Consider the following 26,510-nt stretch of genomic DNA (forward strand, 5'->3'; position numbering starts at 1 on the left):
ATTTTACCAAAAAGATCTAGAGAATAGGGGGACATTATTCTAAAAGATAATCAAAACCATAATACTGGCTGCCTGATCGCAATATTCCTTCTCACTTCAAGATTTGATGATTCCAATTCCAATTTATTCCACAGATCAAGGTATTTCTTTTCATTGAAAGCTACTCCAGCAAATAATAAAAAGGGAATTCTAGTTGGCCAACTAGCAAAATGTTTAATATCTTTTGAATATGGCCATGCTTTTTTATCTTTAAGAAAAGGATACAAAAACTCTATCCCTCTTTTTATCCCTCTGCCATCCTTTAATTGGTACTCCCATAAATTTTGATCTGGTGTTGATAAAATATGACATAAGGTTACCATGTTATCCAATACAAAGATAGAATAACTGTATGGCTTAGTTCGTGCCAGCTCGTGTGGAAAACTGCCGTCTTGCGCCATTTGGTCAGGTAAAAGAACCGTTTTATATTGTTGCCGGCAATAGCCCAACATTTTCTGATTTTCTGTAAAAATGGCAAAACTCGCCACCTGTACATACCAGCATACACTGTGATTGTTTTTTGCGTTCTTTTCTTCTATTCCGTTTGGATGTGTATTCATCCAGTGCAGATAATCGCTGAACCACTCTTTTAGTCCTTCTCTAATACGAGGTGACATAGCTGCACTTTGTTGCAGTGATTGAATAGCTTGTGGCACATCGATTAAATGTAGTGTGTCAATTATCCCGATGCCTCTCCCTTCACAAATACCTGGAATGGCTTGCGCATATTCAAGATGGGCATTCATTTTTGTTTCTTCATCTAAAAAGAATTCTTTAAGAAATAGGACCGCCTTTTCTGCATATTTTTCCTCGCCGCTAACCAGATATCCCGCAGTTAAGTTTGCTACATGCGTTCTCATACTTCTTAGTATCTTCCGGTGATCAGAGAATACTTGAGGATTGGATTCCCCATCACGTTTAACATAAGGCAACCCATTCTCCGTATCTTGATTAGGCCACCAGTAGTCCGCATTGGAATAGTAATCATGCTTGTTCCCCATACTTTTATCAGCAATCGAATCTGTGATGTGAACTGGCCTTTTGTTTATCGATTTGTTTGCCTTTGTCATAATCCAATTCATGTAAGATGGTGACCACACGTTATTACTTTTCTGATCAGACTTTAACAAATTTAATCCCTCCCGAGTGCAGATTATTTTCGGAACTTACTTATTAAGCTTGTTTGATAAACGCTTGATAATTCACTTGCCACTGAAGCTTTTCACCTTTCACATATTTTTTTAACTCCTCAAGCATATAATTGCCCATTCTGCCACATTCCTCTCCCTGACTGCCTGCTAGGTGTGGTGTTAGCACAACGTTTGGCATTGTATATAATACCGAATTTAACGGAGGAGGTTCAGGAAATGTAACATCAAGGACAGCTGTAATATCTTTACGCTCCTGCAGAACTTCGATCATCTCCGCTTCCTTCACGATTGCGCCTCTGGCAGTATTAATAAAAGCCGCGTTTGGTTTCATTAATTTAAAATGTTCCCTTTTAATCAGTTCTCTTGTTTCTTCTAAAAGCGGAGCATGTAAGGATACCACATCAGACTTTGAAAACAGATCGTCTAAACTACAGAGACTGACGCCTAACAGTTCTGCTTCTTGTTCACTGACAAATGGATCATAGGCTAACAGGTTAATCTCGAATGGTTTTAATAATTCGCAAACTCCTCTGCCTATTTTGCTTAATGAAATAATACCTGCCGTACTGTTATATGCCCCTGAGAATGAGTAAGGTTTTTCAGGATATGCTTTATTTATTCTGATATCTTTTACATATTGCCACCCATTTTTCAGACAAAAAAGAACCTGAGACAGGGTAAACTCCTGCACCGGAATAGCATTTGCCTCTGCGGCTGTCGTAATTTTCACATCACTTTTCCAAAATGCATCTGTTGCGATTTTTTTAATAGAACCTGCAGCATAAAAAATCACTTTTAAATTCGGTGCCTTTTCAAGCAGGTCTCTAGTTAATTCAGGAGCTCCCCATCCGGTAAAGAGACATTCTGCTTCTTGCAGAATGGAAAGGTCTTCCCTTAATGATTGACTCGTCAGAGGTGGTGCATAAATATCGACTATCTCTTCAATTTCATTTCTTACATCTGCTGGATAAACAAGATCAAATGACCTTTCATTCATGATATAAAGACCCTTAAGCAAGCATATCCCTCCCTGTTATCAAAATGTTATATATTAGAAAAACCACGAAAGCCCACCCGATCCTAACTAACTAACACAAATAGCAAACAACTACCTATAAGATGGATTATGGACGCGAATGGTTGGCCGGAGCGACATCATAACTCTAACTACATTTCAAAATGGATGCTAGTAAGTTGACATAATCCATATTATAGGAATTCATTTTTTGCTTTTCTGTCGTATAAGAAAAGTTAAAGGGGCGTACACCTTTAACTTTTCTTCCATAATCGTTTGATCCATTTAATATTGTGTTCTAATGCCGCCTTTGTGTTTAATTCACCACTAAAGTCTTCCATTCCTATATTTCCATCATAATCAACAGCTTTCAGATCAGAAATGACCTGTCTCCAATCTACTACTCCTTTTTCAACTATTGCCCAGCTCGGTTGCCAGTTGTAAGTACCATCTTCTTCCTTGCTCACTATTTCCCATTTCGTATTTTTGACATGTACATGTGCTAAGTATGGACCCAATAATTCCATTCCCATTCTGAAATTTTCATATCCTTCTTTTATCATATTAGCAGGATCATATAATACACCTACATGATCCGGGTCAAAATTTTCCACTATTCGATGAGCAAGTCCTGCACTAGGCGCAATTGTTTGATGATGTGTCTCTATTAGGCCTTTCACGTTATACTGCTTACACATCTGTTCCGCTTCCTTAAGATAGGCTAACTGTTTTTGGAACAAATCATTATAATTTTCGGTTCGATCATATTTCGCAACCCCTAATCGAATAGAAGAAGCACCTAATTTTTTGGCAACTTGTAAAACTTTCTCCGTTTCTTTTAATTCTCCACAATTTAAATAGGGTGTGATACTCGTTACCTCTAAACCTCTGTCATCGGTAAGAGCTAACCAATTGTCTAGTTCCTCATCTGTCGCCTCAGGAGAGATAGTACTTAAATTGTTTCTCCAAAAACCTGGCTGTTCTTTTTTCATTTCTTCAGGTGTTAGCTTAAAACGCCATTCCACACCGTCATATCCAATTTCTTTTAAATTATCAACTAATTGTGCTGGTGTCATATCTGGTGTCATCACTGTAAAAACGGAAAACTTCATCATCTACCACCTTTTCTCATTTATTTCACTCTGTAAAGTGCGATAATGAGCAGCGGGGTTTGCCACACTGCTCATTATCGATTAGCACCGTGGCAAATCGGTCATTAATCGTTTGATGTCCGATATTGATGCTAATAACTTCCTTCCACTTTCAACGCAATACTCTTGTTTTCTTTCTTAACGGATGAGTTTTTCATTTTTTCCTGGAGATGCTGATAATAAAGGTCTTCATTTATCGGTAATGATACCCAATCATCTAACCATGTGGATAATTGCATGGCATTGGATAATGTCAGCCCCTTTATTCCTTCCTCTCCTGGAGCAAGTAATGCAGTGCCTTTCCGAATAGCATCAACAAAATTTTGTGTGATGCCCGGATGTGCGGTTTCTTCTCCTTTTACAGGAATGTCTACTTTCCAGCACTCCGGTGATCCAAAACCACCCTGATAGGTCCGATTAAATTCAGGTTCAGGGACACGTAACCGCCAAAAATGTAATTTGCCGTTTTCCACAATTACCTTACCCCGATCCCCCGCAATCTCTAACCGGTTCGTTCCAGGAGCTTCTCCGGTTGTCGTGATAAACACACCGGTCGCTCCATTTTCATATTCGGTAAAGGCAGTAACTTCATCCTCCACCTCAATCTCTCTGTGCTTGCCAAAGTAGCAAAATGCACGTATGCGTTCCGGCATCATACCAGTCATCCATTGCCACAAATCTAGCTGATGGGGACATTGATTAATCAGAACACCTCCGCCCTCACCAGCCCATGTCGCTCTCCAACCACCCGAATCATAATAGCTTTGCGACCTGTACCATGTTGTAATAATCCAATTTATTCTGCGTATTTCCCCTAACTCCCCATCCATAATTAATTCTCTTAGTTTTTGATACAGAGGGTTTGTTCGCTGATTGTACATCATCGAAAATACCTTCCCGCTAGCTTGTGCAGCATCATTCATTTCTCTTACCTGTTTTGTATATACACCAGCAGGTTTCTCACATAATACGTGCAGACCATGTTCAAATGCCTTTATCGCCAATTTAGAATGGTCATAGTGAGGTGTTGCTATAATTACAGCATCTGCCATTCCAGAACGAAAAAAAGCGTCCTCATCAGTAAATACCTCTATTTCACTGCTTACATGTTCCTTAAGCCACTCTGCACGTTCTTTAGTAGTTTCATATAATGCCGTCACTGTCGCTCCATTGATTAAACCATCCTGTAAATAATTCATATGCCTAGTTCCCATCGTTCCTACACCGATAATTCCAATCCGGATATTTTTCACTATGCCCTTCTCCTTCCATGCTAAAGTGATAAGCGCCGATATTGACATCGCTTTCGCTCTATTCTTTTACACTACTTCATCTGTGAAATCCGTACTATGGTTTTATTTTGCTCCTCTTGTGTTTTTTTTAGGTCTCTGTTTTTCAACGTCTCGTTCTACCTGTGATTTTCACAATCAATCATGACATGTAATGTATCACCACTATGCTGATTCCGAAGATCAAAAGCATCCTTAATGCGCTTCAATGGAATGACGTGGGTAATCATTTCTTTTGTATTTACTAAGCCATCCAAGACTAAACGTAACCCTTCGTCAAAATACCTGCGATTGTCAATATCCCTTTTCGGTTCTGTTGAAAAGATATCCAATCTTTTTTTGTGTATCTTAAAAAAGTCTACCGGCTCATGACATGTTCCAATACAGCCATACATTACTATTCTCCCATTTTGAGCAGCGGCATCGATCGCATCCACCATTCCTTCTCCCTCAAGCAGACATGGAATGACTACATCAAAACCTTCTGGAAAATCATTACCAACTACACTCATTGTACTTGTATGATCATTCGGTATTTTATACGTATGGGTGGCACCGTACTTTTTTGCCAGTTCCAATTTTTCTTCAAATAAATCAGTTACTACTAAATTTCGCGGGCTGAAGAGATGAATAATTTGCGTAAGTACAAGACCGCTTACCCCTTGCCCTGTAATAAGGACATTTTTATTGGGCGAGATTTCTGCTATTTCCGCAGCATGCAGTATTCCCGGCAGAACTTCGATTAATGAACCTTCCATCAGAGGGAAATCTGCTGGTAATACTTTTATAGAAAATGGACTGCAGCAGATATATTCCGCGAAAGCCCCCCATACATATCGAAGCGTCACCTGATCTCCCTCTTTTAATCCCACTACATTTTCTCCAACTTTATCGATAATACCTGCCACTTCATGGCCAAGCCTTGTAGGATAACTAATAAATTCAGGTTCCCTTGCTCCCCGGAATACCTCAAGATCACTGCCACAAATTCCGACCCATTTGACTTTTACTCTGACACTGTCAGCTGTCGGATCAGGGATTTTGGCTCTCTTAACTGTTATATCGTTCACCTCATCCATTACTGCACATAACTGTGTATCCTCGCCATCTCGATCAACTAACTCCATTGGCGGTATCGTCATTTTCTTTACCATTCAGGTCAACCCCCTTCATTCTTGTATGTTTATCGTATTATGGTATGAACCAAAAGAGAATGGTCGTATTTCACATAAACTTAATCTAAATTCAGCTTCACTAGCTTTTTGGCATGGAAATTCTCCATTTATTATTAAATTCTTTTGACATATTGATGTCCTTGCCAACATATTGAACAAAAAAAGTACGGTATTCCCGTGGAGACCTTCCTTCAACATTTTTAAAAAGTTTGGAAAAATAAGGAGAGGTCCATCCTATACTCTCTGCAATTTCAGTGACAGTGAGCGAGGTGAATTCTAAGTAATAACGCGCGTAATACAATCGGACCTCCTGTAAGTACTGAATAGGCGGCATTCCCACTTCATTTTGAAAGATTTTAATAATATATTTTGGATTATAATTATACATTTCAGCAAGCAGGTTTAACGTGATCTTTGCAGCGTAATTAGCTTCAACATACTGCACAATCGGATGTTTAGACGCTTTTCCAGGGCAAGTAATGATGCCTTGATCTTTTGCAGTACTTATAGCCGAACGCTTTCTGTTTTTCGATTTTTCCACAAGAGATATGAATGTACTTTTAAATCCGGAATCGATTCTGTTCCAGGCTAATGCATCTGAGTCCTCTGCTATATGGCGAGCAAGGTGATGCCATTTTTTAAATTCTTCTAATTCTGCTACAGGGCAATCTTCTTTCACTTGCTCTTTTGAAATTTCTTTTTCCAGTTCACGATCCAATATCTTAAACTTAAAATCGATTGTTTTACAGGCATCTGTGAAGTAAAACCGATGCGAATCTCCAATTTTAAAAAGATAAACACTGTCTCTGTTAACATGCTGCCTTTTTCCATTCGTAAAAATATGACCATTCCCCGTTAGCACTACCAACAATTGGTAACAGTCTGTATGTTGATGTAAGCTAACTGCCGAATTTGCGGTATAGTCAATTCTGGCGGTCCACAGTAATTGAAGCTGATTGTCGCGTAACAGGCCCAACTCTTCATCACCTCCTATACTTTGACCCACATTATATGTAAAAGGCGATGTGCTGCATAGGATTTTTTTATTGTGATATTTTTAGGTGAAGCAATGATCCAGCGTTTACTTAGGGTAAAAAACGTAAAAAAGTGAGGAATGGATAAAAAGATATGACTATTATCTATAGGCATGGAAGCATTTTTCTTTTTAAAATAAAGTGAGTAAGGTGTCACACGATTAAAATCAGAAAGGATGGAAGCAATTGAAAAAACGAAATGTAAGTACATGGGTTCTTGTTGTTCTTTTTTACATTATTTTCATGCCTTATCAATTGGAAGCGCTTACCGAAGAGGGCGATATTCTCCATTTAGAATTTGACGGTGCAAACGAGAACATTGAGCTGAATCATGAGGCCGTGATAAAGGACGGGATTGCCAGTACAACTATTCCGAACCCTGCCGAATATCAATTTGCCAGAGTGATGATTTCTGCTAAAAATAATCCTTCCTTATTTCAGCTCGATTCTGCAAATACCAAAGTCAAATACAGAATAAAAGTTACCGGCCATGCTGATGCAGCAGTCGACTACATCGCAATGAGAATGAAAGGAGATAAAGACAGGCAGACTTTTATTACGCTGGAGAGGGACATTGAGCTTGATAAATGGTACGAAGGAGAATTCGTTATCAATGAAATGAGTGCCAGCTCTGGAAAAGAAAAATTTAGCGCAGATGATCCTGTTACAGAAATACGCGCAGATGCCAAAAATAGTATGAAAGAAGACCGGCCAATTACGATCCACGTTGATTATATCCATGTCTACTCAGCGGAAAATGGAGATGAAAAGGATCCTGAAGTAATGGAACTTGAAAATAACCTTCCACACCTAGTATCTGAAGCAAATCCAGGAGAAGAGATCATCATACCGAATGGAAGATATGAAGATTTTCAGTCTACTTTAGTCGGAGAAGGAACAGATGGGGCTCCTGTCATTATCCGACCGGAAACACCAGGAGGCGTTATATTTACAGGTAACACCAATATCACACTCACCGGTGAGCATCTGAAGTTTCAGGGTTTCCACTTTGATCAAGCAAATCCAATCGGCCAGCAATACCTTATAGGCTTAAGCGGTCTCTCTCACAGTCAAGTTACAGATAATGTCTTTCATGCATCTGGCCCAAGCGATCCGTTCGGAGGTATTATTCGAATCCAGGACAAATCTCAAAGCAATCGAATCCACCATAATACCTTTAAGCGTAATGTATCTATGGGCATTGCTGTACGGGTAAATGACAATAACAACATGGAAAATCAATATAACCGAATTGATCATAACTACTTTACAGATATTCCAGATGTAAGTGAGTTGTACCCGGGGGAAACGAACGGATTGGAAGCCATCCAGATCGGGCAGGGTTATGGTACCGAACAAGTAAAAGTCTATACCACCGTAGACCATAACTTATTCGAAAATATTACAGGAGATGGTGCTGAAATAATAAGCAGTAAGACAGCCCATAATGAGTATACGTACAATACATTTAAAAACTCTGACTCTGGTTTCACTTTACGATTCGGCTCCAACAATAAGGTCTCACATAATATTTTCTTTAACACTAAATATGGTATTCGGGTAACAGATAGAAATCAAACAATTAAGGAGAACTATATGTATGGTGTCGGACAAGGTATCCGTATCCTTGCCGGTCGCTATGACTCAGAAGCGGAGGTTGGCCGTCGTTACAATTATATTCCTGTCGAGAACGCAACCATATCAGACAATGTTATTATGTATCCTGACTCGCAAGGAATTGTGATCGGAGATGGCTACAGCTTTAATCCTACTTCTAATTATCAATACTTTGAACCAATAAATAGCCAGATTACAAATAATAAAATAGTACTTGAGCAAGGTGATGCCATCTATGAAGTGACCGGAGAAAATATTTCCTATCAAAACAATACAGCGGAGTTAACCGGAAACGATGCCTCCACAGGAAACATTGACACAGGACTTATATCCAGGAAATTAAAGATGGTTTACAACAGCGAAGATAAACTGTATAAGTCAAAAAAAGACAAAAGTCTGAACCTGGAGCCTTTATCCATAATGAACGTAGGACCGGCTGATAAGTGGTGGCTAGCTCTGCTGGAAAAGAAGGATTTACCAGATATGGAGGAAGATATCATTAATCAGGATACAGTAACTTCCCTCATCAAGCAAAAAAAACCGATCGAGACCACTAATAAGAAACCTGTAAAACTCAAACCAAAATCCCTTAAAAACAAGGATTATATCGCATTTGATATCAAAGAAAAAAAAGATTCATTTCCAGCATGGGACAGCATGAAGCTGACTTTATTCGAGAAACAGGATGAAGAAGAATGGAGTATTGCCATAGCAAATACCACTGAGAATTGGAAGCACGTGATCATACCGCTTAACGAATTCCATAAATCAAGTTTTTCAAATGGAAATAATGTGATGAATAAACAGGAGCTGCGTTATCTATTATTATCTGCGAATTCGAATGAGAAAGTAGAGATTAAAAATGTCACAGCAGGCCAGTTTTATGCAGAATCATTCGTTCTGGATAGAGAAAAAATCGAACTTGGCATCGGTGCCAGCCTCCCTCTCTCCGATCTTAGCGGTCTGGTAACCTATCAAGGAGGCGATCAGGCTGCAGTCTCTGCTGATGAAATCTCTTGGGAATTACCAGATGAACAGTTTGTTTTCATCGACAAAGGCATACTGGAAACAAGGGAAAAGACGGGAACTACCTCGTTATCTGCTACTTATAGAGATATGGTGGTTAACATTCCAATCCAGACTGTCCTCAAAACTATAATTGATGTGACAGCCAGTGACGAACCCCAGCCAGAAAATAGTAAAGAAAACACGATTGATGGTGATTTGCATACAAGGTGGTCAGCTGAAGGTGAACAATGGATCCAATATGAACTTCGTGATCGTATAGCTGTCAATGAAGTGCAAATAGCTTTTATGAATGGTGCAGAGCGTGCCACCTACATTGATATAGAAGTATCTTCAGATGGTAAGAGCTGGGAAGAAGTATACAGTGGAAGCAGCAGTGCTTCCACAACTCAAATGGAATCATTTAAATTTGAGCAAAAAAATGCCCGGTTTGTCCGAATTATCGGCCATGGCAATACATCAAATAATTGGAATAGTATTACCGAAGTAAACATTCCTGAGATTGGCACTGAAGGACAATAAGGAAAGAATAGGCAGGTAAACTTAGATACTGTGTTAGAGCTGTGGCAGGTGTTTTTTATGAAGAATGACGAAGGTTCTGCAGATGCTGAAGGTTGCCAATTCTTTCGGACAGTTGCCTCAGCTCTTTTGGTTGTTTTTGACCGAGGGGCTCTATCAGACAGTTGAGCGCTTCTTCGTGTTTTTTTTCGACTGGTTCTCTACAATTCAGACAACTCACTCATAATCAACAGAAAAAGAGACACAAGATCAACCTTGTGCCTCTTCCCTTCCTCATTCAATAATCTGTAATTCTTTCGGAAACTTCGTAAGTGCTTCGCAGCCATCTTTTGTAACGAGTACATCATCTTCAATTCGCACCCCGCCGATGTTCGGCAGATAAATTCCCGGCTCGATCGTATACACCATTCCTTCTTGCAGAACACCATCATTCAAATGGCTCATGGACGGAAACTCATGGACATTGATTCCTAAACCATGACCCAACCGGTGTGGAAAATAGTCGCCATAGCCTGCATCGGTAATAATGTTTCTTGCAGTAGTATCAAGGTCACCAATACGAGTACCTGGCTTACTTGCCTCCAATGCTGCCATTTCAGCTTTTAATACCGTTTCATAGATTTCTTTCTGTTTGTCCGTTACTGATTGATAAGCAACCGTTCTGGTAATGTCGGAGCAATAACCATCAAGCACTACACCTAAATCAAATAACACCATATCCCCTGGTTGCAGTTGGCGATCTCCCGGGTTGCCGTGCGGGTCTCCACCCTTTTCACCGAACAACACCATCGTCGAGAAGGACATTTCCCGAATGCCTTTTTTCTTTAGCTCATACTCAATCTTGGCTAATACCTCCATCTCGGTGATACCTTCCTGGAGCGCATCTACGCCAACTTGAACGCCGTAATCAGCCATTTCGGCTGCACGCTTAATAATCGCTATTTCACTATCGTCTTTGACAACCCGCATCCCATTTAATTGGGCTTCTGCAGAAATAACTTCCGCTCCTGCAAAAAGGTTAAGAAAAGCGCTGGCGCGACTATAAGTAAGAACCTCCTCTTCAAAGGATACTTTCTTCGCATCAGTCTGATTTCTTGATGCGAAAGCTGCCTGAATCTTGTCCCAAGGATTTTCATGGTCTGCGTAACCGATGATTTCGTACTGCCAGCCTGCATCTTTTAATTGATTCACTTCCATGCCAGGCAGAATAAATAATGGCTCAGCCTCTTTAAATACGAATACCCCCATCAACCGTTCATGCGGATCTGTATGGAAGTTTGATACATAATAGACATTTTCGGGCGAATTGATAAATAGAACGTCAATGTCTTCCTTATGTAACCAGTTCGTTAACGTTTCTAATTGTTTATTCATATTGGAATGCTCCTTTTTTCTTCATTGCGTGTGCTCATGCTCGACAGCATCGCACTGCCATCGCTCGCGTCACGCAATAGCTGTATTTTGGCTTTTTTCAGCTCTTTATGTGATTTCGGATACTCTTTAAATGCTATCGTAAATTAGTTCGGTTGTCTAAGTAATTGTTTGTGGGGGGAGCGATGCCCATTTTTTTAAACAAAATGTCCACATCAGCTATCTCCCTGTCCCCATCCTCATAGATAATTCCCCAAGAATATTCTAAGCTAATACTAAACAGATTGTTCCCTTTAGATAGGAGGATATCGATGAAAATAATCATGATTTCTTTAGACTCATTACGCGCCAATCGATTAGGCTGTTACGGCTATCCTAAACCGACGAGCCCTTATCTGGACAAAATAGCGAGGGATGGTGTGCTTTTTGAGAATGCTTTTGCAGCTGATATTCCAACAGAATCAGCGCATACAGCCATATTCACAGGCAAAACAGGGATAAAAAATGGCATCGTTTCTCATGGCTCCCATTTGACTAATTTACCGAAATCAACCGCATGGCTACCAACTATCCTCCGTTCATCAGGATTGACCACAGCAGCGGTGGATAATCTCTATCAATTGAAGGAATGGTTCGCCCGCGGCTATCGCTACTATATCAACAGCGTCGGCGATGAGCGTTGGATAGATGGCAAAACCGTTAACGGATATGCGAAAGACTGGTTAACCGACCATAAAGACGAGGATTTTTTCCTTTTTCTTCATTATTGGGATCCGCATACTCCTTATTTACCGCCAAAGGAAAACATCGAATTATTTTATGATCAGAACAATGACCCGTATGATCCCGGGAATCAAAGTATGGAAGCTGCCTATAATCATCTGGCGTATCCTTTTTTCAAACAACATCATTTTGATTTAATCGGACCGGTGACCGATACGGAATATGTCAATGCATTGTATGATGCGGAAGTTCGCTATTTGGATCAGAGATTGCAAGAATTAGATGAACACTTAGAGCATTTAGGAATAAAAGAAGAGACTTTCCTGATCATTTTTGGCGATCACGGAGAAAGCTTGACCGAGCACGATATCTATTGGGACCATTGCGGGCTCTATGATACGACCGTGCAGGTACCTCTTATCATGAGATGGCCAGGTTACATTCCCGAAGAGCAACGGATAAAAGGAATGGTGCAACAGGTCGATCTTTTTCCTACCATTATGGACGCCCTTAACATCGATCATGATCGCACCATCGATGGAAAAGGTTTATGGCCTTCGATTAGAGGCGAGGAAAATGGCACAACAGATACGGTCTATCTTAGTGAATGCGCCTGGCAAGCAGCGAGAGGCATCCGGACAGAAAAATATAAATTCATTAAAAATTACGACAGTGGCTTGTTCACCAGACCGCCCAAGGAGTTATATGATATCGAAAATGATCCACTTGAGACGAATAATCTGGCAGACGCTCAAGCCGATCTTGCCGGGGAATTCGAAGAAACGTTAGATCAATGGATACAAGACATGCTGGCAGGCGAAAAAGATCCGATGATCACCCAATTGGAAGTGGAAGGCTTACCTTTTAAAAAGCGGATTGAGCGAATACTTCATACCGTAGGCTTAACGTGGAACGACTGGAGAAAGAACCCTTCCAAAGAAAAAATAGATACATTAATGAAAACTAAAAAAGCGAATAAATGAGGAATTTATTCGCTTCTTACATTTTTTATCGTGTGTATAAATTGCCGCTCCTGCTTTTTCTCTAAATGATGGAATGCCAGATAAGACGAGAACAATATGAGAAAAGTGAACAAACTTGGCCCAAAGATAACAAACAATCCGGGATGATGCCTGAACACGAAAAATAGAATAACACATCCACTAACCATCATCACACTAGTTAAAGGAGAAACGATCATAATAAGGAAAGCATTTTTGATAACATGGAATAAGCGAAGCTCAAAATGAACGAGAACAGCAAATGAATATGCTGCCGTTAATAGAGATAGCAACGCAATAACTGTTAATCCATAAAAAGCGAATGTATATAACAGCCCATCTAACAGCTGGATTAGTTGAAAATAGACATACAAAGTGAAGGCAATGATCCCCCAGAAATAGCCTACCAAATTACCTCTCACAAAATTCTTCTTATAATAATGGATGAAACTTGTGAGTACAGATACATCCGCATCTTTTTTCAGCCATTGACGCTGGATTGCCATAAGCGCGGCGGTAGCAGGAAACACGCCGAATGCGATCAAGCCAGCCATCGAAAAAATCACCCATAAAACGGTTAAATACGCAAACTTCAGAATCCACTCCGGTATTCGTAAAATGCCACCCATTCACATACACCCCGCAGTCTATTTTTGAAATCATCATTCTAAAGCGATAAGAGAGTATTTCTATTGGACATTCGCTCTGCTTTTCTTCTCTCTTTTGTCCGGTTGGGACCTTCTATCGGACAATCGCTCTGCTTTTCCTCTCTCCTTTGTCCGTTTAAGAGCTTCTATCGGACATTCGCTCTGCTTTTCCTCACTCTTTTGTCCGGTTAAGAGCTTCTATCGGAGAATCGCTCCGCTTTTCCTCTCTCTTTCGTCCCTTTAAGAGCTTCTATTGGACAATTGCTCCGCTTTTCCTCTCTCCTTTGTCCGTTTAAGAGCTTCTATCGGACAATTGCTCCTCTTTTCTTCTCTCTTTTGTCCGTTTAAGAGCTTCTAACGGCCATTCGCTCCGCTTTTCTTCTCTCTTTTGTCCGTTTAAGACCTTCTATCGGACAATCGCTCCGCTTTTCCTCTCTCTTTTGTCCGTTTAAGACCTTCTATCGGACAATCGCTCCGCTTTTCTTCTCTCTTTTGTCCGTTTGAAAGCTTCTATCGGACAACCGCTCTGCTTTTCCTCTCTCTTTTGTCCGTTTAAGAGCTTCTAATGAACAATTGCTCCTCTTTCGTCCGGTTGAGTCTCACTTTAATCAAATAAGCACCACTTTCGTTCACATCCCCGCTTTCACAGCACACATTAATCGAATCAACCGCACACACCACACCTCAATCGGACACCCCCGCCCCAAGCGGAACTGTCCTACAGGTCCTCACGCTTAATCCTTCGCCTGCAGTGCGCGTGCCTTATGAATCGAACCTAAATACAGTTTGTCATACGCTTCTTGTGATGACTGAAATGGTCCTGTGCCTAGTCCGTGATAATTGGTGTTGGTGTACATCGGATTATCCCTGCCTGTCTGGGCTTCTCTTTTGGTGATGTAGTCGTGCATTCTGCCTTGCAGGATCTTGACGATTTGCGGCTCCTGGGCGGCGAGATTGTGATTCTCTTCAGGGTCTTCCACCAAGTTGTACAATTCGATTTCCGGCTTATCATGGAAATCGGGCTCCAATGCCTGGATTAATTTCCATTCCGGGGTGCGCCAGCCGTGTTTGCGCATCCATGTACATTCGGTAATATAAAATTCGGAGACCCTGGCAAACTCAGAACCGTCGACCATCGGCAGCAGGCTTTGGCCGTCGAAAGCTGTATCTGATTTCACCCCGATTAACTCTAAGATCGTCGGCATAATATCTTTAACCAACGTCGCATCCTTGACCCGTTTCCCCTCTGGCAATTTGCCTGGATATTTGATGATCAGCGGTACAACTAGGCAGTTATCATACATTCCGTGGTGATCGAAATAGCAATCATGTTCATATAAAGTTTCCCCATGATCAGAAGTCAGAATGATCACCGTCTCTTCCTCAATCCCCAATTCTTTTACCGTCGTGATGATATTCTGGATACACGCATCCATATACGCAATCGCGCCTTCATACTGAGCGGTGACATACTGCTGATCGGTGACACCTTCTGGAATCCATGATTTAAAAAAGTCAGCATGCGGCTTAAAGTTGTACACCGGCTCCATCGATGTATTGGCAGGATCCTTCTCATCACGGTCATAGAAAATTCGTTCAAAAGGTTTCGGTGGTAAATAAGGAGAGTGCGGATCCATATGGCGCATAAACAAGAAAAACGGCTGATCGGTTTCATGCAAGCGGCGTAATTCTGGAATCGCCACTTCATTTAAATTTTGCGCTTTTGGACAACGGCCTGTTTCATCGGGCAGCCATGCTTCATAGTCTAAATAGTTTTGAAACCCTCTCGCGGACGGATTGTTTGAAAAGCCGACACACGTCGTATGGTAACCCTTCTCCCCAAGTAATTCTGCCAGTGTCTGTCCTTGAATATCCCCCTCATGTCGTAAGGCTACAGTATCCGTCCCGAAACAATCGAGGCCGGTTAGCATCGATGCATAGCCCGGCGTGGTCGGGATGCTCGGGCTGAAGTGATTTTCGAACAGCACGCCTGCATCTGCTACTTTATCCATGTGGGGAGTCGTCTGCTTCTCGTAACCGTAACTGCTCATAAAGTCTCTTCGTAAACTATCAATTCCAAAAAGAATCACATTGGGTTGTTTCATATATTCTCCTCCTTCAGATTCGTCTTGGTTAACGCACGCTGTTCCCTGTATCTCCCTGGGGAACATCCTACTTTTCTCGTAAACAAACGGGTGAAAAAAGCTGGATCATCATAGCCTACCTCCATCGCAATTATGATGATTTTTTCCGATGTTTCAACCAGCAATTTCTTCGCGCGATTCATCCTGATTTCATGAATATATTCGACAACGGTTCTTCCTGTCTCTTCTTTAAAAATTCGATTCAAATGCCGTGAACTAATGCCGAATAGCTCCGATAATGCAGTTAACGTCAATTTCTGATCCGCGTGTCTTTCAAGATAACCACTAATGCGGTGGATAAATGTCTTTCGCTCCTGCTGTTTGATATCGACTTTGGACTGCCCATCCGTTACACGAAGATAAATTCTTGATAACTCGATGAGTAACTGGACCAGCTTCAGCCGAATAATAGATTCATAGCCGTGCTGACAGCCTTCGTATTCATAGCACATTTTTTCGAACATACGGTAAATCTGATCAGCTTCATTGCCTCTTAAATTTATACAATGATGGAAGCGCTCTTCCTTATCGAGAAAAGGATGAACATAGAAATAATCCATCGATTCTGTTATTCCCAGCCCCTTCAGCCATATCGCATCAAATAAATAAGGCATGAACAGGCAGTTAACAATTTCTAATTTATCCTTTTGATCGATGATATAGGTATGTTGTTCGCCTGGATTAATAATGAAGACATCCCCAGCTGTTAATGGATAGCTCTCCCCATCACAGACGTGATCCCCCTTGCCCTCCATAACATACACCAGTTCAATAAAATCATGTGCATGTAATGGCGGGGCGTTGCGATCTGTATGGACTTTATGATTGATACAAAAAGGGAAGTCGTTTTCTTTAATAAATTGACTCACTTTTAACTTCAATCCGTTCCACCCTTTCCCTCTTTACTCGACAGCTGGTATGTCAATCACTGCACCATTTTCCAGTTGCGACCTGATAGCCGCTTCAATGACCTCCTGACCTGCTAGAGCATGCATACCTGATGCTTCCATGTCCGCAGGCGGAACCCCGTCTTCAATCTGCTGGATAAAATGGTCCAGTCGATTTTTGAAGGTTTCCTGAAAGCTTCCGACTCCTGTCATAATCGAATTGCGCATAGTTAGCAGTTCGTCACGGTCATGCGGGTAAAAAGTGAAATGCTCATACACATTATCAATCACAAAACGTCCTTTGTTTCCTGCCACTTCACAATATTCAATCGGATGACGCACTGCCATGTCATAGCTGCCGGTTAAATGGCCCACTGCTCCTGAGGTGAACTCGATATTAATAGAAGCCGTCGACCAGATTTCTCTGCCAGGTGCCTTGGTCATAAATGCCTGAACACGCTTGACATCTCCAGCGAAATAGCGCATCACATCAACCGAGTGCGGGTGTAACGCTCGCAGATGGAACCATGGACTTGTTTCTGCAGGATTTTGGATCGTCAGCTTCATATTGAGAAAAAGTAAAGTACCTAATTCACCCTTTTCGATTAGCTCCTTCCCTTTATAGGCAGGCGGGACAAAACGGTGATTCAAATTACTGACTAAGCGCACGTTCTTCTCTTTTGCCAGTTTGACCATTTTTCGTGCTTTGACGATATCATTGGAAATCGGCTTCTCTACCAGTGTGTTCTTACCCGCTTCTATTGCCAGCACAGCAGGCTCGTAATGATCACCGCCATTTTCTTCCCCAGCTGTTGCAATACTGACCACGTCAATCTCTTCTTCGGCCAGCATGGTTGCCATATCAAGATAAGCGTTGGCGCCATAAAGGTGAGCCACAGCATGAACAGTCTCTTCCAAAAGATCACAAACCGCAACCAGTTCGACATTCGGATTTTCGTTATAATATTTACAATGCGTTTTGCCAATATTGCCTAGTCCAACCACTGCTACTTTTTGCATATTACCATCCCCCTCTTATATAACTGCTTTCGCTTTGGCTTCTTCAAACAATCGCTTTAAATACCCTCGGCTCTCGGCAGCAATTGCTGTTACCTGTTCCAGTGAATAATCATTTGCACCGATAATTTCTAACACCGTAGCGCCCTGGTAATTAATCTCGACCATTTTATGGACAACCGCCTCTAATGGTACCGTCCCTCTCCCTGCTGTCTGAAATTCGGGTGCAGCAATCTGTAACTGCTCGATCTTCGTGTCGCGAATATGGGAATGAATAATATAGTCTTTCAACTCCCCGATCGCTTGGACAGGATCATCTCCGACTCTGCCGACATGTGTCGCATCGAAATTGAGCCCTAGTGCCGGATGCTGTACTTCCTTCATTAATCGTAAAGCCGTCTCGGTGTTATAAATACTTTGACCATAATGGATTTTCAAGGCAAATTGAATGCCAACATCATGCGCTGCCTGGGACAGTTCTTCGACCGCCTTCAAGGATGCTTCCATTTTTTCCTCATTGTCTGACTCACCTGCACTCCCTGTTGTCACCATTGGGATCCCGAGTTTCGCCGCCCGTTCGAAAACGCGCTTCGTCCGCTCACGATTGTCTGCTTCTAATATGTTCGTCGCCGCTTCCACACAATAAAGCTCTAACCCTGCTTGATCGACCATGCTGCGAATGTCTTGTATCGCCTGATCGCTGGCCGTATCTGACAGGTGTTCTGCCATCCCTGCAATCGATGCCAGTTCGATCCCTTCATACCCGCAAAATTCGATCTGCTTAACCGCTGACTGTAAATCATGCCCACCAAACAACACACTGTTCACACCTAGTCTCATGAATAGTCCTCCTCGAATTTTATTAAATCGCTTACATGTATCATACAACGTCCGGACCTCTCGATCATAGCGAATGCCGTCGGGCACATGGTCAATCAGGACATTCCGCTGTTACCCTTTGACCGCACCTGCCGTCATCCCATCGACTATTTTTTTGTTAAAGAAAATAAACAGGATTAACGGCGGTATCGATATTAATAACACATCGGCAAAAAGCAAATGATACTCCGTTCCATAAATCCCGGTAAAATTGTATAACGTCAGCTGTACCGTGGCATTATCCGCGCCCGGAAAGAAATACAGCATATTCTCAAAATCATTATAAATTTGAATCGAGGACAATACGATAACCGTCGAGGTAACCGGCTTCAATAAGGGAAATATCACACGAAAAAACAAATTGAACGGACCGCAGCCATCCATTAATGCCGCTTCATCCAGCTCTTTCGGGATCGTCCCGACGAAAGCAGTATACAACAAACAGGCAAAGGAAAAATGAAGTCCTGCTTCTAAGGAAATAATCCCGGGAAACGTTTTAAATAGTCCCATCCCTTGCAGCAACCAGATCGTCGGCACGATAGAAGGTGGAATCATGAGACCGATCAGGATCACATAATTTAATTTTTTGGCTAAGCCGGAGCGCCTTGCAATCACAAAGGCCGCCATCGAACAAATAATGATGATCGTTGTTAAAGAAAGTACCGTGATAATCGTACTGTTCATAAATGCTCGCAGCACGACACCATCGTTTAAGGTTAGTACTTCTTTGTAATTGTTAAGAAACTGAAAATTCTCCGGAAAAGAAAGATTCAGCAAAGAAGCACCTGCACGATCTTTAAACGAGTTAATCAAGACAAAATAAAATGGAATCCCAAAGAAGGTTAATGCCACAAGGACACCAAGCGTTTCAAGGACAAGCATACGCCGGCTGCTTCTTTTCCTTGCCTGGATCATTTCCTCTTGTTGCTGCTGTTCGTTTAAGGTACTAATCGCATTGGCTCTCATAAGTCCACCTCTTTTCGATTAATAAATTTAAAGATCGGAAAAGCAACCAGTGCCACGAATAAGAATAATAAGACGTTCCCGGCAGTCGACAGCCCGAAGAAGCCTGCAGCATACTGTTTATACACAATCGATGCAAGAAGGTCTGTACTAAAGCCAGGTCCACCGCCTGTCATCGCCCATACCAGGTCAAATGTACGGAGACCGCCGATTAAGGCGAGAATAATAACGGTATTCATCGCAGGTCTTGATAACGGCAAGGTAATATGCCAAAACGCTTGCAAAGCACTGCCGCCATCAATCTTTAGTGCTTCGTAATAATGGGTAGGAATCGCCATTAACCCGGCAATGAAAATAACCGTTGCGATACCGACCCCTTTCCAAATATCCGTCATCGCAACCGACAATAGCGCAATATCCGGATTTCCAAGCCAGTTCGGTCCGGTTATGCCAATAAAAGAAAGAATCGTGTTGATCACCCCTTTTGTCGGGTGCATCATCGAACTGAATGTATAGCCGACCGCAATCGTACTCAATAATGCCGGAAAAAATACAATCGATCGCAGCAAATCTTTATTTCTTATTTTCGACGTCAGAAACACCGCCAGCGCCAGACCGAGAATCACCTTACCACCCATTGTCGTAAACGCAAAAACCAACGTATTGCGAAAACCAATTCTCAGTGATGGCTCCTGAAAAAACTGAATAAAATTATCAAACCCGATAAACTCCCAATCTGTGAGCGTCCACCAGGTGAAACTGTAAAAAAACGATAGAGCCGTCGGTACCAAGAAGAATGTGCCATAGATGAGGATAGCTGGAATCAGGAAAAAATACGGGTACATGTTATTCATATTCTTGTTCATTCGATGTCAACTCCTTCGCGATAAGATTTATTTGCGCAACGGGAAAAGCAGTTCGAATTGCCTGCTTTTCCCGTTGCCTGATCCTGCTACACTAATCCCAATCCAGACCTAGCTGTTTGGCTTGTTTTTCGACATCGTCATCATACATGGCAGCCGCCTCTGCAGCGGTCATCGTGCCACTTCCTACTGACGTACAAATTTGTGGTAAGTTCGGTCCTTTAATTGGTGATACGAATTCAAGGGCAGGTGCAATATTGCCTTCCTCAAAATAGACTTGCATCTCTTCTACTGCAGCATAGGAATCCTCCGGTAATTCAACATCCTTCAACACGTAAGGTCCGATACTTTTTGCCTTTGATTCATAAGCGGCAATCCCTTTATCCGAAATAAAATAGTCCAGCCATTTTTTCGCGGCATCGACATTCTCTGCTTCTTTATTAATCATAATCGCATCGGGCATCCACGTCGTCAGACCATTTGTCGAAGCATCATCCGATGGCTGTGGGAAGACGCCGATATCATCAACTAAATCAGGATAGTTCTCTTCAATGATCGGTAATACTTGCGTTAGCATCGGATAATGGGCACCTGTACCTTCCGCAATCATCTGCATCCCTTGATCATAAGTGGCCACCGTATAATCTTCATTCTGGTAGCCATTTTCGTAGATTTCCTGAATCCGCTCAAAGCCTCGTTGCGCTTCTGGCGTATTGGCAAATTTAGCCTCGCCATTCGTATAATCGTCGGCGAAGTTCGCTACCTCAGCTTGCACATTGTAGAAGTCAGCCAGAATCGGAAGCTGTGATGTCCATGCCTCTCCATACGTGGTAATCACCGCTGTTTTGCCAGCTTCTTTGATTTTCTCATTGTTCGCCATCAGCTCATCCCAGGTCCGCGGCACTTCAAGACCTAATTCCTGATAAACTTTTTTGTTATACAACCAGGCGCCAACCTGACTCGATTTCGCCGGGATACCGAATACTTGATCATCCGACGAAACGACCTCTTTGTAACTGTCCATGACGTTATCCATAAACGGCTCTTCACCTAAATCGACAAAATATTGAGATGGATTTAAGGCCATTAACAAGGAACCAGAATTAAACAACAGAAGATCTGCCATATCACCGGTAGCAAGTCGTGTTTTGACGACATTCTCCCCTTCTGGTCCACCAGGTCTGACTTCAACATTCGTCTTGATATTTAAGTCTTTCTCGATGGCATCCAGCACCGCCACAAAGCCCGGATCATCCATTGCTGTTTCCGATACGAGCATTGATAATTCTACTGCTTCACCTGACGTATCACTGCCAGTATCCTCACTATTTGTACCACCTGACGTTTCTTCTGAATCCCCTCCACCACACGCTGCTAATAACACCATCGCAATAAACGTTACAAGTAAAAATAAGACCCAATGACGCTGTCGCTTTATCATGAAACTCTCCTCCTTCATTAATCTTTATTTGAAAGCGTTGTCATTTACAGATAAAAAATGATTCCTCTAATGAGAAACGTTACGTATCGGCAAATAATCATGGATCTGAGGAACCTCGATCACTTTTCCGTTTGCTTGATGTGAGGCAATAGCTGCTTCAATCACTTCCTGTGCAGCTAACGCATCGAATCCAGAAGCAGACAATTTGATCGGGTGTGTACCTGCTTTTACATCGATTATAAACTGATCAATTCGATTGCGTAACGTAGCATGAAACGTATCGACACCGGTCATAATCGAATTTCTCATCGTTGTCATCTCTTGCTGATGATGCGGATAATAACGAAAATGCTCATAAACATTGTCAATTTCAAATCGTCCGCTCGTTCCCGCTACTTCGCAATATTCGATCGGATGATGTCGTGACATATCGTAGCTTCCCGTCAAATGCCCTACTGCACCTGATTGAAATTCCATGTTAACCGATACCGTCGACCAGCTCTGGCGCTTAGGTGCTCGCGTCATAAAAGACTGTACCCGCCGGACATCCCCTGCAAAATAGCGCATCACATCGATCGAATGCGGATGCAGCGCTCTCATATGAAACCATTCCGTCATATCTTTCGGATTCTGTATCGTTAATTTCATATTCAAATACAGAAGAGAGCCTAATTTATCCTCCGCTATCAGCGCTTTTCCCTTTGCCGCTGCCGGAACAAAACGATGATTCAAGTTGCATCCTAGCCGCACCTTCTTCTCGAGCGCAACCCTTACCATTTCTCGCGCTTCCTCCAAGCTGTTGGAGATCGGTTTCTCCACTAAGACATCTTTACCAGCCTTCATCGCAGTCATCACAGGTGCATAATGATGACTGCCATTCTCAACACCTGCCGTTGCCACGCTGACGATATCAACCACTTCTTTTTCCAATAAGTCGTCCAGATTTGTATATGCCCTTGTCTGATAGTTAGTGGCTGCTGCTTGAGCCCGCTCTTCCACAAGATCACAGACGGCTACTAGCGCTGTATCCGGATTCTCCAAATATGCCTGACAATGTAGACTGCCAATATTATTCACGCCGACAACCGCTACATTTAACATCCATCTGCCCCCTCTGCCTATCATGAGAAATACGTGCGAATGTTCACCCCCTGTGAAAAGGAATTAGGTTAAGTATAGTGGTAGACATCCTAATGAAAAAACCTATAATTTTAACAAAAAAGAGGGGAAAATTTTACTCCCTTCTTGTCTTTTGCTGTAGGTCCTTATATTGCTTCGGTGAATAATTTGTCGCTTTCTTAAAGACCGAGCGAAAATGTTTCGGGTCCTGATAGCCGACTAAGATCCCTACTTCCACTGTTTTAGTAAACCCATTTTCAAATAGTTCCTTCGCTTTTTCGATGCGATAATTTGTCAGATAGTCAGAGAAATTCATCGACGTCTGCAGCTTGAATTCTCTGGAAAGATAGCTCAAACTAACATGATGATCATCGGCAAACTGCTGAAACGTAATGTTGTCTGCATAATGAGTCTCAATAAATTCCTTCACTTTCGGTATTAATTGTCTAGGCGCCAGTTCTTCATCATCTAATGATTGCATGATGAAGGCGAGCAACTTCTGTAACCAGCCTCTCAGCTCCTTGATTGTTAACAAACGGTCTAATGCTGCGAAATGACTGTCCATCTGCGGAATCTTAATGACTTTACTCGTCGATTGTTCTAATTTAAACCAGATCGCGTAATACATATCTAACAAAAATTGTCTTAATACCTTCTGTGTCGGCTGCAAATAGTGAATTTGCTCTGTCAGAATCGATAGCTGTGTGTCAACAGAGGTGTATTCCCCGTTTCTCAATGACTTCTCCAACACACGCACCTCATCCCACAACGAATGGAGTGTGACTTGACTTGCTTGCGATTGATCGGTGATAAAGGACGATCTGCCAAACCATTTATGCTGATCCATCAGCTGATGCACCTGTTGATAGACATCGCCTAAGCGCTGATCTTCCCCTTTTTTCACGGTAGCAAGGTGAACCTGCCTGACTTCACTCCACTGTTGAAAGAGTGTTTTCGTGATCACTTCTTTTTTAGTTAGAAAAAGAATCCGCTGCTTATCCAACGATAGCAGCCACCCTTTCGTTTGCTGGTTGATTTTCTCAAGCTCCTGCATGATGATGTCGTCATCCTCGATGGGTGCATGCCAATTTCCAAGCACGATGTATGTAACGTATAATGTTTCGTTGACAAACAGCTCTTTATTAACTGTGGACGGGTTTACGATCAGCTGATTGATGAACCATAATTGTTCATCGGAGGCGTGCTTTTTTCTGTCTGCTATTTTACCAAGCAGACGGCTCATCATATCATTGAGCGTATCTCGTTTTACCGGCTTTAATAAATAATACGATACGTTCAGATCAATCGCCTGCTTCGCATAATCAAAGCTATCATGCACTGTTAATAACACGCATTCCGTTACAGGATAAAGCCGCTTCACGCTTCTGATTAATTCGATACCGTCCATCACCGGCATCGTAATGTCAGTAATCACCAGATCCGGCTCATGCTGGAGCACATGCGCATATGCCTCTTCCCCATCATCAAAGAAGAACAGCTGATGCTCCTGTTGATAGTTCGCGAGTAATGCTTTTAATTCCTCCAGTGCCCAATACTCATCTTCCACAATCAAAATATTCATCTGTCTCCCCCTTTTTACGTGTACGAGCTCCCTTCTTCAAATGGAATCTTCATCACCATCCGTGTCCCTCGGTCTTTCTCTGACTCCATCTCCAACCGGTAGCGATATCCGTACAACAAGCGAATCCGCTGAGCGACATTGATCAATCCAACACTTGTCTCATCACTATCCACCTTATTGTTCCGTATTCGCTCACTAAGAGTAGTTAATGTCTCTGCGTCCATTCCCTGCCCATTATCCGTAACTTCGATATGCAAGAATTCTGCCTCTTTATCAATGCGGACCCTGATAATACCGTTCTTCTTCGTATGCTTCAAACCATGAATCACAGCATTTTCGACAATGGGCTGAACCAGCAGCTTCGGAATCCGTGCATGTTTCGCTTCCTCACTGACCGAAATCTCCTTATCAAATCTGCCGACAAAGCGATATTGCTGAATCCGCATATAATTGTGGATATGTTCAATTTCTTCTGCCACCATTACTTTTCTGTTAAGGCCCACCGCCGTATATTTAAACAGATCGGCTAATGACTCCGCCAGAACAGCTACTTCCTCAACCCCTTTGACCCGGCTGGAAGACTTCATGACATTTAGCGTGTTATAAAGAAAATGCGGATTAATTTGCGATTGCAGAGCGGAAATCTTGGCATTCTTCTCCGCAATGCTTGATTGATAGACTTCCGTAATTAACTTGTTAATACTGTCGAGCATACTGTTGTACACCCTTATTAAGACATTCAGCTCTTCATTGTTCGTCAGATCCATCCTGTCCGCTAAATCCCCACTCTCCACTCTTTCCATCTTTTTGCGCAAAAGGATCAGCGGTTTTGACAGACTGTATGATAAAGAATACGAGATAATCGCAATGATCAATATCGTGATCAGACCGCTTCCCACCATAAAAAGCAGGATTTGGTTTCGTTCCGAAATAATAAAATGATTATCAACCAGCAACAGACTTTGCCATCCGGTAAAAGCCGAGCTGTTACTGGCAGACAGATAGGATCTGTCATTCCAAGTTAATGTCCAATTTTGCGCTAAATCATTGGTTGCATTGGGAAGATTTATATGCAGCGTGTCTCCAATTGCTTCCCTTTCCTGATCATAAATGACCTGATTCTCGTCTGTTAAGACAAATACGTGCAAGTATTCTTCCAATTCTTCGAGCTTATCCAACTCTAATAACTTATCAAATACATTTACATTAATATCGATCTTCAGCGAGCCAATTTTATTTCTTCTCGGTATGCCGTAGATATGTCGTACGAAGGAAACCACTTGTTTCTCTTCTTTTGAAATTGTTACTTGCCTGGTCGGCAAAAGCAAAAACGCATCCTTTTTCAGCCCATCTAATTGCGCCATCCATTGCGGATCAGCTTCCCGATATTGCAGCTCCATCCCGCTCCCTTCCTGATAGGTAAAAGCTGTCTTATCAGTCGTATAAATCGTCACCCCCTCAATATCTTCATTCGGATAAATTTGATTAAAAATCTTCGGATACAGATCTTTTCGATTATCGATATCGTTGGTGACCTCCTCTGTATCGTAATGTTCCAGCATGTCCTGGACATAAGGGTCAGTAAAAATAGCTAACGATACCCGGTCGATATCTTCAAAATATAAGTCGATGGTTTTGCTGAATTGCGTAGACAGGATATTGGAAAGGGAATGCGTATTTTTCTTCATATTATCCACATTAAATAGAAAAATGGCGGTTCCGATGATGATAATCACAATGATGAACGCGCTGGCGAAGGCAAGAAACATTTTTGTTTTGAAGGTGAACGATTGGATTCGGATTGGGAATTTCATTTGATCCCCCAAGTTAAGATTTAGTCTGTCAACACGCGCAATA

Annotated in this window: 20 protein-coding genes; 2 read left to right on the top strand and 18 right to left on the bottom strand. The window is 42.0% G+C overall.

Translation table 11 applies throughout. The features are described 5' to 3' along the window. Positions 1-50: 50 nt before the first annotated feature. The 6 genes from MUN87_RS08575 to MUN87_RS08600 all read right to left on the bottom strand — a co-directional run bounded on the left by MUN87_RS08575 (position 51) and on the right by MUN87_RS08600 (position 6,796). Entirely contained in the window at positions 51-1,169 is a 1,119-nt protein-coding gene (locus MUN87_RS08575) for an alginate lyase family protein (RefSeq protein WP_244747308.1), read from the bottom strand. Positions 1,170-1,212: 43 nt separating this feature from the next. Further along, the gene (locus tag MUN87_RS08580) at positions 1,213-2,208 is read right to left on the bottom strand and encodes a hydroxyacid dehydrogenase (protein ID WP_244747310.1); all 996 of its coding nucleotides are present in this window, start codon (positions 2,206-2,208) and stop codon (positions 1,213-1,215) included. 251 nt (positions 2,209-2,459) lie between these two features. Then, the gene (locus tag MUN87_RS08585; RefSeq protein ID WP_369414014.1) at positions 2,460-3,320 is read right to left on the bottom strand and encodes a sugar phosphate isomerase/epimerase family protein; all 861 of its coding nucleotides are present in this window, start codon (positions 3,318-3,320) and stop codon (positions 2,460-2,462) included. Positions 3,321-3,448: 128 nt separating this feature from the next. Next, positions 3,449-4,609: a Gfo/Idh/MocA family protein gene (locus MUN87_RS08590; protein ID WP_244747311.1), complete on the bottom strand. Its 1,161-nt coding sequence runs from the start codon at positions 4,607-4,609 to the stop codon at positions 3,449-3,451. Between the two features lie 155 nt (positions 4,610-4,764). Next, positions 4,765-5,799 (bottom strand): zinc-dependent alcohol dehydrogenase, encoded by a 1,035-nt coding sequence (locus MUN87_RS08595; RefSeq protein WP_244747313.1) that lies wholly within the window; start codon positions 5,797-5,799, stop codon positions 4,765-4,767. A 100-nt stretch (positions 5,800-5,899) separates the two neighbouring features. Next, entirely contained in the window at positions 5,900-6,796 is an 897-nt protein-coding gene (locus MUN87_RS08600; RefSeq protein ID WP_244747315.1) for an AraC family transcriptional regulator, read from the bottom strand. A 244-nt stretch (positions 6,797-7,040) separates the two neighbouring features. On the opposite strand from MUN87_RS08600, the gene MUN87_RS08605 reads away from it, so the two are divergent. Then, entirely contained in the window at positions 7,041-10,019 is a 2,979-nt protein-coding gene (locus MUN87_RS08605; RefSeq protein WP_244747317.1) for a chondroitinase-B domain-containing protein, read from the top strand. Positions 10,020-10,289: 270 nt separating this feature from the next. Here the strand turns inward: MUN87_RS08605 and MUN87_RS08610 are convergent, their stop codons facing one another. Continuing rightward, entirely contained in the window at positions 10,290-11,390 is a 1,101-nt protein-coding gene (locus MUN87_RS08610) for a M24 family metallopeptidase (RefSeq protein ID WP_244747318.1), read from the bottom strand. Between the two features lie 308 nt (positions 11,391-11,698). Between MUN87_RS08610 and MUN87_RS08615 the strand changes: the two genes are divergently transcribed. After that, positions 11,699-13,093 carry a sulfatase family protein gene (locus tag MUN87_RS08615; protein WP_244747319.1) on the top strand — a complete coding sequence of 465 codons (1,395 nt, stop codon included), beginning with the start codon at positions 11,699-11,701 and terminating at the stop codon, positions 13,091-13,093. A 5-nt stretch (positions 13,094-13,098) separates the two neighbouring features. On the opposite strand, the gene MUN87_RS08620 is transcribed toward MUN87_RS08615, so the two are convergent. From MUN87_RS08620 to MUN87_RS08670, 11 genes are all read right to left on the bottom strand, one after another. Continuing rightward, positions 13,099-13,740: a YesL family protein gene (locus MUN87_RS08620; RefSeq protein WP_244747321.1), complete on the bottom strand. Its 642-nt coding sequence runs from the start codon at positions 13,738-13,740 to the stop codon at positions 13,099-13,101. A gap of 752 nt (positions 13,741-14,492) precedes the next feature. Next, the gene (locus MUN87_RS08625; RefSeq protein WP_244747322.1) at positions 14,493-15,863 is read right to left on the bottom strand and encodes a sulfatase family protein; all 1,371 of its coding nucleotides are present in this window, start codon (positions 15,861-15,863) and stop codon (positions 14,493-14,495) included. After that, positions 15,860-16,783, bottom strand: coding sequence for a helix-turn-helix domain-containing protein (locus tag MUN87_RS08630; RefSeq protein ID WP_244747323.1), 924 nt, complete (start codon positions 16,781-16,783; stop codon positions 15,860-15,862). Before MUN87_RS08630 ends, MUN87_RS08625 begins: the two co-directional genes overlap by 4 nt. A gap of 21 nt (positions 16,784-16,804) precedes the next feature. Beyond that, positions 16,805-17,809: a Gfo/Idh/MocA family protein gene (locus MUN87_RS08635; RefSeq protein WP_244747325.1), complete on the bottom strand. Its 1,005-nt coding sequence runs from the start codon at positions 17,807-17,809 to the stop codon at positions 16,805-16,807. Positions 17,810-17,824: 15 nt separating this feature from the next. Next, on the bottom strand, positions 17,825-18,646 hold the full coding sequence (locus tag MUN87_RS08640; protein WP_244747326.1) for a sugar phosphate isomerase/epimerase family protein: 822 nt from the start codon (positions 18,644-18,646) through the stop codon (positions 17,825-17,827). Positions 18,647-18,757: 111 nt separating this feature from the next. Next, positions 18,758-19,651, bottom strand: coding sequence for a carbohydrate ABC transporter permease (locus MUN87_RS08645; protein ID WP_244747328.1), 894 nt, complete (start codon positions 19,649-19,651; stop codon positions 18,758-18,760). Further along, the gene (locus tag MUN87_RS08650) at positions 19,648-20,514 is read right to left on the bottom strand and encodes a carbohydrate ABC transporter permease (RefSeq protein WP_244747329.1); all 867 of its coding nucleotides are present in this window, start codon (positions 20,512-20,514) and stop codon (positions 19,648-19,650) included. Before MUN87_RS08650 ends, MUN87_RS08645 begins: the two co-directional genes overlap by 4 nt. A 91-nt stretch (positions 20,515-20,605) precedes the next feature. After that, entirely contained in the window at positions 20,606-21,952 is a 1,347-nt protein-coding gene (locus MUN87_RS08655; protein ID WP_244747331.1) for an ABC transporter substrate-binding protein, read from the bottom strand. Between the two features lie 66 nt (positions 21,953-22,018). Continuing rightward, a complete protein-coding gene (locus MUN87_RS08660; RefSeq protein WP_244747333.1) occupies positions 22,019-23,053 on the bottom strand; it encodes a Gfo/Idh/MocA family protein in 1,035 nt (344 codons plus the stop codon). Between the two features lie 133 nt (positions 23,054-23,186). Continuing rightward, complete coding sequence (locus MUN87_RS08665) at positions 23,187-24,653, bottom strand: response regulator transcription factor (RefSeq protein ID WP_244747335.1); 1,467 nt, start codon at positions 24,651-24,653, stop codon at positions 23,187-23,189. A 14-nt stretch (positions 24,654-24,667) separates the two neighbouring features. Continuing rightward, positions 24,668-26,467, bottom strand: a complete 1,800-nt coding sequence (locus MUN87_RS08670; protein ID WP_244747336.1) for a cache domain-containing sensor histidine kinase — start codon at positions 26,465-26,467, stop codon at positions 24,668-24,670. Positions 26,468-26,510: the final 43 nt, after the last annotated feature.

Origin of the sequence: Gracilibacillus salinarum, from assembly GCF_022919575.1 — a bacterium.
GTDB lineage: Bacteria > Bacillota > Bacilli > Bacillales > Amphibacillaceae > Gracilibacillus > Gracilibacillus salinarum.